This is a genomic window from Dysgonomonas sp. HDW5A (assembly GCF_011299555.1).
Classification (GTDB): Bacteria; Bacteroidota; Bacteroidia; order Bacteroidales; family Dysgonomonadaceae; genus Dysgonomonas_A.
This window is the reverse complement of the sequence record NZ_CP049857.1, coordinates 106078-119183: the sequence shown is the minus strand read 5'-3', so window position 1 is coordinate 119183 and position 13106 is coordinate 106078. Positions and strand designations below refer to the sequence as shown.

The window sequence follows — 13106 nt, the reverse complement described above, 5'->3', positions numbered from 1 at the left end:
ATTAAATAAACCATGTTAAAAAAAGCATTATTCATAATGTTTCTATCGTTGACCAGTATTACCTTATTGGCACAACAGATAAAAACAATATCCGGAGTTGTAACAGATGCAACTACCGGAGAAGCCCTCATTGGGGTTACAATTATGGAGCCGGGAACATCCAACGGTACATCTACCGATTTGGATGGAAATTATACTCTGGATGTAAAAGGGGATAAGGTTTCATTCTCTTATGTAGGCTATAAGCCTCAGGTAATAACTGTTTTGAATTCGGGCACCGTAAATGTGAAATTAGCATCGGATTCCGAATTGGATGAAGTAATTGTAGTTGGATATACAGCACAAAAGAAACGTGAAGTTTTGGGTGCCCTGACTAATGTAAAATCAGAAGAATTGGTTCAATTACCTGTTTCGAATACAGCCGAAGCTCTGCAAGGACGTGTATCGGGAGTTCAGGTAACTACAGCCAGTGGAGCTCCGGGTGCGGGTGCATCAGTACGTGTAAGGGGAGCAGGTTCGATCAACTCATCAAATGACCCGTTGTACATAATTGACGGAATTCCCGCAACCAATGGTCTGAATTCGGTAATACCTACTGATATTGAAAATATATCGGTTCTGAAAGATGCTTCAGCAGCAGCCATTTATGGTTCTCGTGCAAATAACGGAGTTGTATTGATTACTACAAAAAAAGGTAAAAAAGGTAAAGCTAAAGTATCATACAATGGACAGTTTGGAGCTCAGGTACATGGGCACTTAACCCCAATGGCAAATACAGGCGAGTATATCAATATATACAATGCAGCCGCTAAAAATGATGGAAGAGAGCTTCTTGAAGGAAATTGGCTCAGAGATGATTTTGCAGATGTAAATCATTTGAAAGAAATTTTCCAAACAGGTCTGATGACTATACATGATGTATCGGTTAGCGGTGCAAATGATAAATTTAATTATCTGGCATCGGGTAGTTATTATAATCAGGAAGGTATTATTAAAAATAGTAAGTTCGAGAAGTTTACAGGGAGTACTAACCTGAATTATCAAGCTAACAAATGGTTGAAAATAGGATTGTCGGCAAATGCTGGAAAATCTACGACAGATCTGGTTCCAAGTTCGGGCGACGGATACGGTAATAGCGAGGGAGGAAGTGTTGTAAGATACGCATACATGCGTAACCCTGCCATACCTACTTACGACCAGAATGGTAAATTGGTAGATAAACCAAGCGAATATTTCGGTAATGCTATTTATGACAGTTTCTTTGGTGATGGATACAATCCTATAGGAGTAGCAAAAATGGCAGACCGTAAACGCGACGAAACAACATTACTCAGTAAAGTGAATGTAGAAATACAATTGCCTTATAATACGGTTTGGAATACAAACTTTGGTATCGATTATTCGAAAAGTGAAGTGAAAGCTTATAATCACACATGGGGTACGAACGACCGCATCAATAACCCAAGTAGCCAAAGCCGTGATAATAGCGAAAGCTTAGGATGGACGCTTAACTCGGTATTCAGTAATAATCAAACCTTTAACGAATCGCATCGTTTGACAACTATGATTGGTACCGAAGCAATCCGCTATAACGGAACAAATAAGAACTTCGGATCTTCTATCAATGGTGATACGCGATACAGTGCCGACTGGGCATCTTCCTTGTTATCATTCTTTGGTAAAGTAGATTATAACTACAATTATAAATACTATTTATCTGCATTGATACGTGAAGACGGATCTTCTCGCTTTGCTAAAGGAAACCGTTGGGGTACATTCTATGCTATATCGGCAGGATGGGATGTAAATGAAGAAGAATTTTTCAAACCGCTAACTCCCGTTGTCAATCTATTGAAACTTAGAGCAGGGTGGGGAGCAGTCGGAAACCAAGATGTAAGCCTATATGCTTATTCAGATAAATACATGCCATATTATAACTATCCGTTCGGTGGAGGTGATCCATCAACAGGTTATGCTCAAACACAGTTAGGCAATACCGATCTGAAATGGGAAACCAGTAACCAATTGAACTTAGGTTTGGATATGGCATTTTTGAAAGGCGAGTATGGTTTTAGTGTAGATTATTATCATAAAGTGACTAAAGATATGCTTATAAAAGCGCCGCTTCCTCCATCTATAGGAAATGCTGCACCTTATTGGGTTAATAGCGGTAAAGTACTAAATGAAGGAGTTGATGTCGAACTATATATCAGAAAGCAATATAAAAATGCAGGGTTTTCTGCATCCTTAAACTGGGGATATTTGAAGAATGAAGTTTTGAAACTGGATGCACCTATTCAGGCAGGACGTGTGGATAACGGTATCTATGCAAAACTTATCGAAGAAGGTCATTCTCTGGGCTCTTACTATCTGTACGAAATGGATGGAATATTCCAAAACGAAGCCGAGATTGTAAAATCAGCTTATCAAGGATCAAACGTTCAACCCGGTGATGTTAAATACAAAGATTTGAACGGAGATGGTGTGATTGACGAAAAAGACAGAAAACATATGGGTACTTCTATTCCGAAACAAACATTGGGTTTGAATCTGCAAGGTAATCTGAATAATTGGGACCTTTCGGTTTTCTTCCAAGGTGCATTCGGACATGATGTATACAATCAGATAAGTCACGAAACAGAAGGCTTCTATAGAGGATTTAATGTCTCTAAAGACTATTATGATAATTACTGGAGAGGTGAGGGTACATCAAATACACATCCGAGAGCTTCGTGGAGTGCTAAGTCTAACAACGTAATGGTTTCATCACGTTTCTTAGAAGATGCATCGTATCTAAGACTTAAGAATGTACAATTAGGATACACTTTTGCTCTGAAATCAAAATTGATCAGTAATCTTAGAGTATACGGAAGTGCAACAAACTTATTGACATTTACTAAATATAGCGGACTTGATCCCGAAATGACTGTAAGTGCCAACTCGGCAAGTGAAGGTGATAAAGCAAACGGTATCGACTGGGGTACTTATCCTGTAGCTAAGACCTTTACATTAGGTGTTAATCTAACTTTTTAAAAGAAGAGACATGAAAAAAACGATATTACTATTAGCATTAGCAGGGAGCTTCTTTTTCACATCATGTGAAAGCTTTCTCGACGAGCCATTGAAAGGTGAGCAGTCTTCCGAAACTATTTTCAATAATGTTGACGACGCTAATTTAGCCTTGACAGCTGTTTATAATAACTTAAGTTTCACCACTTCCTCAAATATGATTTGGGTATTTGGCGACGTTGCATCCGATGATGCCGTAAAAGGAGGTAATCCCGGCGATCAGGCAGATATTGGTTCTATTGATAACTTCGAAGTAAAATCGACTAACGGTATCTTACTTACCTATTGGCAATTTACATACGAAGGAATAAGCCGTGCCAACAATGTTATCAACGGTGTTTATAATTCGGGAATAGACGATGCAACGAAGCAACAAATGATTGCTCAGGCAAAATTTATCAGAGCATACCATTACTTTAATCTGGTAAATATCTGGGGAAAAGTGCCATTACGATTAGAGCCTACATCTACATCGAATGCAAATCTGGGATTGAGTGAGGTGGCAGATATATATGCTCAAATCGAAAAAGACCTGAAAGAGTCGGCAGCAGTATTACCTGCCACTTACGATTCGGCTGATAAAGGGAAGATAACTAAAGGAGCAGCATTTGGTCTGTTGGCTAAAGCTCAGCTATACCAAAAAAAATGGGATGAGTGTATTCAGACAATCACAAATAATGTTGAACCTTTAGGATATACTTTGGAATCGAATTATGCCAACCTGTTTAAATTGGGAGCAGAAAATAGCAAAGAAGTTTTATTTGCCGTACGTCATATGAGTAACAAAAATCCGGGAGTAGGTAATTCGTTAAATCAATGGTTTGCCCCTCTGGTGGAAAATGGTTACTATTTCAATGCTCCTACTGCCAGCTACGTGGCATCTTTTGACGAAACTACTGTGGATGGTAAAACTGATCCTCGCCTTGATATTTCAATCGGTCGCGATGGTCACGACTGGGTTAACGGAGAACCTTTCGATCCAACCTGGAGTGTAACCGGTTATTTAGTGAAAAAGCACAATCAACCATTGGTTGAAGTGCCAACAGGAACTAAAGGTGATGGCGGACTTCCATATATTTATATGCGTTATGCAGATATACTTCTGATGAAAGCTGAAGCTTATACAGAGAAAGGTAATCTTTCGGACGGTGTTGCCGCATTGGATAAAGTAAGAGCAAGAGCAGGTCTTGATAAAGTAAAAGCAGTAAGCCAATCGCAAATGAGATCGGCAGTTTATATAGAACGCCGCAGAGAGTTTGGCTTTGAATTTCATCGATTCTTTGACTTGATGAGATGGGGGCAAGAAGTGGCAACAGCAGCTCTCGGTCCTAACTTCAAATGGGAATCACCCCGCTATTATTTCCCTCTACCTCAAACAGAAGTAGATTCTAATCATGGTATCAAATAAGAAAGAAACAGATTATGAAACAGAATAAATTAACAAAAATAGGTGTACTGGCAATTTCATTATTGCTGATATTGCCTCTATGGGTCGGATGTAGCAGCGATGACAACGAAGTCTTCGAACCCGGAGACCCCACTGCTCTTAAAGTAGAACTGGCAGACTCTTATCTTCTTTTAAATTCGGCTACTACGGTTGATTATGAGCAAGTAAGCATCGACGAATTCAAAAAAATATTGGACGTTATTCAGAATGTAGTAGATAATGACATCGTTTCGAGTCAGGAAGTCAAAAATCTGACTATACACCTGAATGAAGCTAAGAGTAAATTTACACGTTCGAAACTTATCGGTATTCCGGTCGAAGCCCTTATTGCAGGCTGGAGTTTTGATGAGGGAGAAGGAGTCTCTCTGGTAAGCGATGGAATGAAAAAACTGACAGCTAATCTTACAAGCGGTCCGTCTGAAATATTTTCGACAACAGGATTACCTCAGTTTGTGGATGGAGTAAAAGGGAAAGCTATTTATTTCAAAAACGGTTCGCATCTTGAAATTCCTAATTACGCCCCAGCTGATTTCTTGGGACAACAATTAAGTATTGCCGTTTGGTTAAAACCCGATGTAACAAAAGGTGGAAATTATGTTGCTTCATTAAACTATTGGAACAATTGGAAATTCCAGATACAAGAACAAGGAAAGGCATTCTTTACTATTCAAACAACCCAAGGCTTTACAGATGCCGACAATGAGTACGATCAATCTGTAGCGCCTGGCAAATGGACGCATGTAATAGTTGTTTTAGATCTTAGCACCCAAAAGTTATCGTTCTATGTGAACGGACGCTTGACTAAGGAGTGGACTACGACCAATAAACCTAATTTGGCAGGAGGACAAATGGCTCCTTATGCTTCGCCATTGAATAAACAACTACCGTTGATGATTGGTGCAGCAACTACCTATGAGGAAGCTTTGGCGGCATGGAATTGGTCAGGGTGGAATACGCCAACCTCTTGGGATCATTTCCAAGGAGCGATGGACGAGATCAAATTCTATAATATAGCTTTGGTTGAAGGACAAGTAAAAGCTCTTTATAATGAAGAGTTAACTCAGGTTCAATAAAAGAACCCGCATATAATTTATAAACGAAGGTTGGAGCTTTAAGTTCCAACCTTCGTTTTTTTATTAAAGTAAGATCTTGATCCATGTAAAAACGGAGAAAAGAATGTATTTTCATACATAAGACCTAAATGTCTACTAAGAAAGCCGAATATTAGACCCCTATTATGCGTAAAATCCCCTTTTTTTGTACTTGTAAACTTAAGCTATCTTAAAAAACTATGAAAATAACGATTAATACCTTACTTATTGGTATTCTATTTATCGGAAGTAATGTATTTGCTTCGACAAAATCTGTACCGTCAATAAATGACAACGAAAAAGGTAATTTTAAGGAATGGGCTCTCACTCCTCCTATGGGATGGAATAGTTGGGACTGTTATGGGCCAACAGTAGAAGAACATGAAGTAAAAGCCAACGCCGATTACATGGCGAAAAATCTGAAAAAATACGGCTGGGAATATATCGTAGTCGATATTCGTTGGTTTGTAGAAAATGATAAGGCAGGAGGCTATAACCAGACAGACCCGATTTATGTATTGGACGAATACGGACGTTATCAGCCTGCCGTTAATCGATTTCCATCTGCTGCCAATGGAGAGGGATTTAAAAAACTGGCGGATTATATTCATTCGCAAGGACTAAAATTCGGTATACATATTATGCGTGGTGTTCCTAAAGAAGCGGTAGAACGAAAACTTCCTATAAAAGGAACGAACGGCATTACCGCAGATCAGATGTACTCTACCGATCTGCAATGCGAATGGCTGCGTGACAATTATACCATTGTAGCCAATAACCCCGGAGCACAGGAGTATTACAATTCTATCATGGATCTGTATGCATCTTGGGGAGTTGACTTTATCAAAATTGATGATCTTTCACGACCATATCACCAAGAAGAAATAGAATTAATACGCAAAGCAATAGACCAGACAGGGCGTCCTATTGTATTAAGTACTTCTCCGGGCGAAACACCAATAAATAAAGGCTACCATGTGAAAGAAAATGCCAATATGTGGCGTATGGTCGATGATGTATGGGATACATGGGGGCATTTAACCCATTTGATGCAAGTAGCTCAGGGATGGTATTCCTATACATCACCCGGAACTTGGGCTGATTGCGATATGATTCCATTAGGTAGAATATCGGTACGTGGTGAGCGAGGCGAAGATCGTATGACACGATTGACTAAAGATGAGCAGTACTCATTGATGGCATTTTTTACCATTCTTCGCTCTCCCTTGATGTTTGGAGGCGATATGCCAAGTAATGACGCTTTTACCCTGTCTCTATTGACAAATGAGGAAGTCCTGAAAATGCATCGCGAAAGTACAGATGTGCGTCAGGTATATCAGAGAGATGGGAAACTGGCTATAACATCACGAAATCCTAACACAGGTGAGATTTATTTAGCGTTATTTAATATACAGGACGATAAATCGGATGATGTAGGAGTATCATTTGCTGATATAGGAATAAATAACATATCTTTAATAGAAGATATGTGGAATGGCGAAAAACTAGGTGTATTTACGGATTCATTTTCACGTAAGTTAGCCCCCCATGCTTGTGGATTATACAAAATATCGAAGAAATAAAAAGGTCAGAGGCCTTAAGGTTAACCAATATTTATAAGAGACATGAAAAGTGTATATAAGATTTTAAGCATTGTAGTTTTACTGAGTTTTTCACAATTCGGATATTCACAAAAACAGATATACGAATTTTCTTTAGATACAAAGAAAATAGGTGCACCGATTCAGCCCACGATGTATGGTTTGTTTTTCGAAGACATCAATTTTGCGGCAGACGGCGGGCTATATGCTGAATTAGTGAAAAATCGTTCTTTCGACTTCCCTCAGAATCTCATGGGGTGGAATACTTTCGGAAAAGTGGAAGTAAGGAAAGATAATCTATTATTCGATCAGAATCCAACATACGTCGTACTGTCCGATGCAGGTCATCCCCATAAACGAACAGGAATCGAAAATGAAGGATTTAGAGGAATGGGTTTCAAGCAAAATGAAGAATACCGATTTTCGGTATGGGCAAAAACTATAAATACCAATGAACCTCAGAAAATACGCATAGACTTGATTGATTCGAAAAATGATATTCTTATTACTCAACAACTAACTATAAATTCGGCTGAGTGGAAAAAATACGAGGTTATTTTAACGCCTAAATCCACAGAGTCAAAAGGCCGTTTACGGATATTCTTAGATTCAAAAGGTGAGGTTGCTTTGGAACATGTTTCGCTCTTCCCTGTAAATACATGGAAAGGTCGAGAGAACGGATTGAGAACGGATTTAGCTCAAGCATTAGCCGATATCAAACCGGGAGTATTCCGTTTTCCGGGTGGATGCATTGTCGAAGGCACTGATCTGGATACCCGTTACGATTGGAAAAAAACAGTAGGAGCAGTCGAAAACAGACCTGTAAATGAAAACAGATGGCATTATACATTTGCACATCGTTTCTTTCCCGATTATTATCAAAGTTATGGTCTTGGATTTTATGAGTATTTTCTGCTATCGGAAGATATGGGAGCCGAACCATTGCCTGTATTAAGTTGCGGATTGTCATGTCAGTATCAGAATGAAAAAGAAGAATGCCATGTTCCCGTAAAAGATTTAGGATCGTATATTCAAGATGCTTTAGACCTGATTGAATTTGCGAATGGATCGCCTACTTCTACATGGGGAAAAGTACGTGCCGATATGGGGCATCCAGAACCATTTAATCTTAAATATATAGGTATTGGTAACGAACAATGGGGTGATGAGTATGTAGTGCGTCTCGAACCATTTGTAAAAGCAATCAGAGCAAAATATCCCGATATAAAAATTATAGGTAGTTCGGGACCATCGGCAGACGGAGATAAATTTGATTATTTGTGGCCTGAAATGAAAAGGCTGAAAGTCGATTTAGTTGACGAGCATTATTATAAAGACCCTCAGTGGTTTCTAAACAGTGCAAAACGATATGATAATTACGACCGTAAAGGTCCAGCAGTATTTGCCGGAGAATATGCTTGTCATGTACCCAATCGTGATAATAATTTTGAGTCTGCACTTTACGAAGCAGCTTTTATGACAGGTTTAGAGCGTAATGCCGATATTGTACATATGTGTACCTATGCTCCTTTGCTTGCCCATGTAGATGCATGGCAATGGAAACCCGATATGATTTGGTTTGATAATCTATCCTCCGTAAAAACTCCTAATTATTATTTACAACAACTTTATGTACAGAATAAAGGAACAAATGTAATGTCTTTGACACGTAATAATACTTCTGTTTCGGGCGAAGACAACCTGTACGCATCGGCGGTATATGACAAAGATCAGAACTGTTATATCGTCAAAGTGATTAATACAGCAAAAGAGTCAAAAGATATAAGAATAACTTTGTCTGGATTGAAAAAGAATAGTCATTTGTCAGTTGGTGAGTGTCTGGAATTAAAGTCTGATAATTTGAGTCTGGTCAATTCTTTGGAGTCTCCCTCGAATATAGTTCCACAGAAAACGACTGCCCGACTTGATAATAATATTTTGATAATTTCAGCCAATCCCCAATCTTTTGGTTTATATAAGATTCAGTTGTAAACGATATTAAGTTTATAACAAAAAAGCTTCTCATTATGAGAAGCTTTTTTGTTATATGTATAAGGACTACGATCTAAATTGTGACCGTAAATTTTCGTATTTAAGAAAATATAAATGCATTTAAGAATTTATCGTCTTCACATTCGTCTTTAAATCTGATTGTAATACCAAATTTCTCGATCAGATTCTTTAAATCATTCGCTAATGTGTCCATATATAATAGACTAATTTTTTTACTTCTCAGCAAAGTGAAAAAATAAGACTGTTCTTTATTTTCTATTTTAACTTTCTCGTAACCGACAACTTTATTCTCCTCTAATTTAAATATGTTTAAGTCGGCGTCTTCTTGAATACCGTTACTTAAAAGCCCTTTTTTTGTCAAAATTGCGATAATCTTATTCATAATCTCATATTTTATTTAAGGGTGTGTGAGTTCTAATATATTTAATTCGTATCTCTCGTCGGACAATCCCTGACCGATAATTTTATTATTACCATCTTTGGCAATCCTATCAGAATTAAACTTACATAATATAGAGTATATCTTATATCTATATATACGCTTTATAAGTCGAAATGTTTGATGGGTAATCACTATATTAAAGATATTAATGTTGTTTTAACGAAATTTCGATACCTCCCTCTATTATTAATGACGAACCAGACGAATAAATATTTTAAAGGAATATGATCGAATGGTCAAATTGTTGTAAAATATTTGTCAGAGCCTCTATACTCCCCGGAATGGCCTTTTGGATGAGAAAATAGCACAATTACGTCAAAGGATAGCACATACTATTCAGAATACATGTGACAGTGTTTTTTAGTTTATTTTTTTGATATGTTTGATTCACCAAAGAAATCAAACCTGAAAAATAAACCTGAAATCATGAGAATATCTAAGAACACAATTCTTATTCTACTGACTCTGCTTATAACTTCCTTTAATAATAGTTTTGCGACTCAAAAAGGAGAGGTTGCAACTAATAAAAAACAACCCGTTGCTTTAGCCGACCCATTTATAATGTTGCACGAAAATACCTATTATGCTTACGGGACTAACGATAAGGATGGTATTGCCGTATATACATCGGATGACCTTGTTAACTGGCAAAAACAACCTGCTTTAGCACTACATAAGGACGATTCGTGGGGCGATCGTTGGTTTTGGGCTCCCGAAGTATATTATATCCCTCAGGAAAAGAAATTCTACATGTATTATTCGGTTGATGAACACATAAGTGTTGCTACATCAGATTCTCCCACAGGACCATTCCGCCAGGATATTCAAAAGCCGATCATAGAAGCCGAAAAGTGTATCGATAATTCACTTTTTATAGATGATGACGGTAAAGCTTACCTCTCGTTTGTATGTTTCACCGAAGGTAATAATATCTGGGTTGCAGAAATGGAGTCAGACTTGAAAACAATGAAGAAAGAAACAATGAAACCTTGTATACATGTAACTGAGGAATGGGAAAATGATTTAGGACGTGTAACCGAAGGCTCTTTTATTGTAAAGCATAAAGGTATCTATTATATGATTTATTCCGCTAACGACTACCAAAGTCCGAATTATGGGGTAGGGTATGCAACCGCTTCTTCTCCTATGGGGCCATGGACAAAGTACGATAAAAACCCTGCTTTTCAGAAACCAGATGATTTGGTAGGTGTTGGTCACAGTGCCATATTTAAAGACAAAGAAGGTAAACTCCGCATGGTATTTCATGCCCATCATGATAAAGAAAACATCCATCCACGATTGATGTATATAACAGATGTTTCTTTTTCGGATGATGAAAAACCGATAATGAAAATAGGGGACAATATCATCGCAACCCAGCAAGTAAAATAGAACTACTAATCACAGAAAAGATATACATAATATGAAAAAAAGATTATTACTAATTGCATTATTTATTTCCTCTATCGGATTGATTCAGGCAGCCGGTATGGCTGATAACCTGAGATCGCAAATCACCTTAAAATCTCCCGGAAATCCGGCAATAGCTTATCCGTTGCAAGCTAAAAACGGGATGCTGACCTCAACAGAAAATATACCTGTTGAAATAAAGGAGCAGATTATTGAGAATGACTCTACATTGAAACTGATCATTACCCTTAAAGCTGATGATTTAGTGTATTATAACTTCGAAGAAAGCTATAACACAATGATGAACCACGATGACTGTCAGTTCTATATGCCCGGATTTTGGTATAGACGCAACCTAAGATCACCCAAAGAAGCACCATCGTTTTATACAAGCGATAGCTGGCAGGTGAGAGAAGATCGTTTAAGCACACCTCTAACCGGTATATTCGACGAGAAAACAGGAACTTATTATACAGTTTTACGTCTGGATGATTTTAAGAATGAAAGTCTGGCCTGCCATAGTCAAGGAGAAGTTATTCTGTCGGATAAAACATCTTTAGGATTTACAGGATTTCGTAATCAAGGCGGTAAATCGTCTTTGGTATTTGGTTTCCCATATAGTGAAGCACCTAAAACATATATCCGTAAATTGACTTTAGCTCCTGCTGTACAGACTTTCGAAAAACTGGAAAAAGGAGAAACACGCCAATTGGTTTGGGTGATTAAGAAAAGTAAAGCACCCGATTTTTCTAAATTCGTTGCTTCTGTCTGGAATTATTCATACGATACCTTAAAACCTCAGGAGCTAAAAGAGCATTTATCGACAGCCGATGCAAAAGAAATTCTTTCTAATTTTTTTCACGAAAGCTATGTTGATAAGTACGATCTGAAATATTTCTCGGGAGTACATATGCGTACCGACGATTGTAAAAGTACAGGCTCAGTAGAAGTGGCTTTTGTAGGTCGTGTTTTATTGAATGCATTCAATGCTCTGGAGTATGGCGAAGCCAATAACAGACCCGATTTAGTCGAAAAAGCAAATTCTATATTTGACAGTTATCTGCAATATGGATTTACTCCTTCGGGATTCTTTAGAGAGTTTGTGAATTATGATGATAATGACGAAACAAAAGTATACAGTATACGCCGTCAATCGGAAGGAGCTTTTGCGATGCTGAACTATTTGGAATACGAAAAAAGAAAAGGGCGCAAGCATCCGGAGTGGGAAGCCAAAATTAAAACACTGCTGAATAATTTCCTCAAATTACAGGAAGCGAACGGAAGTTTTCCTCGTAAATTTGAAGATGATTTCAAAATAGTAGATGAGTCAGGAGGCAGTACGCCATCGGCAACTCTACCGTTAACAATGGCTTATGCCTATTTCAATAATAAGGAATACTTGGAAAGTGCTAAGAAAACAGCCCTTTATCTTGAAAAAGAACTGGTTTCTAAAGCTGATTATTTTTCGTCGACCTTAGATGCCAATTGCGAAGATAAAGAAGCTTCCCTATATGCCTCTACTGCTATGTATTATCTGGCAATGGTTTCGAAAGGAAAAGAGCAACAGCACTATATTGACCTGAGTAAACAAGCTGCCTATTTCAGCCTTTCGTGGTACTATATGTGGGATGTGCCCTTTGCACAAGGTCAAATGTTGGGTGATGTAGGTTTCAAATCGAGAGGTTGGGGAAATGTTTCGGTAGAAAATAACCACATTGATGTGTTTATCTTTGAATTTGCAACCGTTTTAGATTGGTTGGCAAAGGAGCGTAATGAGCCTCGATTCACCGAATTTTCATCCATCATCAAAAGTTCTATGCTTCAATTAATGCCCGTTAAAGGACATATGTTTGATATCGCTAAAGTGGGTTATTACCCGGAAGTTGTACAGCATACTAATTGGGATTATGGCAAGAACGGAAAAGGTTTCTATAATGATATCTTTGCACCTGGTTGGACAGTAGCTTCGCTATGGCAAATGCTAAGTCCTGACCGAGTGGAAAATTACTTCAATAAAAAAAAGAAATTCTAAT

The 13106-nt window shown here is 38.0% G+C and carries 8 protein-coding genes; 7 read left to right on the top strand and 1 reads right to left on the bottom strand.

The window, feature by feature from the left end; all coding sequences use genetic code 11:
• The first annotated feature begins 12 nt into the window (after positions 1-12).
• The 5 genes from G7050_RS00425 to G7050_RS00405 all read left to right on the top strand — a co-directional run bounded on the left by G7050_RS00425 (position 13) and on the right by G7050_RS00405 (position 9200).
• Positions 13-3033 carry a TonB-dependent receptor gene (locus G7050_RS00425; RefSeq protein WP_166109596.1) on the top strand — a complete coding sequence of 1007 codons (3021 nt, stop codon included), beginning with the start codon at positions 13-15 and terminating at the stop codon, positions 3031-3033.
• 10 nt (positions 3034-3043) lie between these two features.
• Positions 3044-4477: a RagB/SusD family nutrient uptake outer membrane protein gene (locus tag G7050_RS00420; protein ID WP_166109594.1), complete on the top strand. Its 1434-nt coding sequence runs from the start codon at positions 3044-3046 to the stop codon at positions 4475-4477.
• A gap of 14 nt (positions 4478-4491) precedes the next feature.
• The gene (locus G7050_RS00415) at positions 4492-5589 is read left to right on the top strand and encodes a LamG domain-containing protein (protein WP_166109592.1); all 1098 of its coding nucleotides are present in this window, start codon (positions 4492-4494) and stop codon (positions 5587-5589) included.
• 218 nt (positions 5590-5807) lie between these two features.
• Positions 5808-7190 (top strand): glycoside hydrolase family 27 protein, encoded by a 1383-nt coding sequence (locus tag G7050_RS00410; protein WP_166109590.1) that lies wholly within the window; start codon positions 5808-5810, stop codon positions 7188-7190.
• A gap of 42 nt (positions 7191-7232) precedes the next feature.
• Positions 7233-9200: an alpha-L-arabinofuranosidase C-terminal domain-containing protein gene (locus G7050_RS00405; RefSeq protein WP_166109588.1), complete on the top strand. Its 1968-nt coding sequence runs from the start codon at positions 7233-7235 to the stop codon at positions 9198-9200.
• Positions 9201-9300: 100 nt separating this feature from the next.
• On the opposite strand, the gene G7050_RS00400 is transcribed toward G7050_RS00405, so the two are convergent.
• A complete protein-coding gene (locus G7050_RS00400) occupies positions 9301-9603 on the bottom strand; it encodes a hypothetical protein (RefSeq protein ID WP_166109586.1) in 303 nt (100 codons plus the stop codon).
• A gap of 486 nt (positions 9604-10089) precedes the next feature.
• Between G7050_RS00400 and G7050_RS00395 the strand changes: the two genes are divergently transcribed.
• Together G7050_RS00395 and G7050_RS00390 are read left to right on the top strand one after the other, a co-directional pair.
• Positions 10090-11055, top strand: coding sequence for a glycoside hydrolase family 43 protein (locus G7050_RS00395; protein ID WP_166109584.1), 966 nt, complete (start codon positions 10090-10092; stop codon positions 11053-11055).
• Between the two features lie 31 nt (positions 11056-11086).
• Entirely contained in the window at positions 11087-13105 is a 2019-nt protein-coding gene (locus G7050_RS00390; protein WP_166109582.1) for a hypothetical protein, read from the top strand.
• Position 13106: the final 1 nt, after the last annotated feature.

Coding starts and splice junctions, on each gene's coding strand:
- G7050_RS00390 (WP_166109582.1), top strand. CDS start 11,087: ATGAAAAAAAGATTATTACTAATTGCATTATTTATTTCCTCTATCGGA.
- G7050_RS00415 (WP_166109592.1), top strand. CDS start 4,492: ATGAAACAGAATAAATTAACAAAAATAGGTGTACTGGCAATTTCATTA.
- G7050_RS00410 (WP_166109590.1), top strand. CDS start 5,808: ATGAAAATAACGATTAATACCTTACTTATTGGTATTCTATTTATCGGA.
- G7050_RS00395 (WP_166109584.1), top strand. CDS start 10,090: ATGAGAATATCTAAGAACACAATTCTTATTCTACTGACTCTGCTTATA.
- G7050_RS00425 (WP_166109596.1), top strand. CDS start 13: ATGTTAAAAAAAGCATTATTCATAATGTTTCTATCGTTGACCAGTATT.
- G7050_RS00420 (WP_166109594.1), top strand. CDS start 3,044: ATGAAAAAAACGATATTACTATTAGCATTAGCAGGGAGCTTCTTTTTC.
- G7050_RS00405 (WP_166109588.1), top strand. CDS start 7,233: ATGAAAAGTGTATATAAGATTTTAAGCATTGTAGTTTTACTGAGTTTT.
- G7050_RS00400 (WP_166109586.1), bottom strand. CDS start 9,603: ATGAATAAGATTATCGCAATTTTGACAAAAAAAGGGCTTTTAAGTAAC.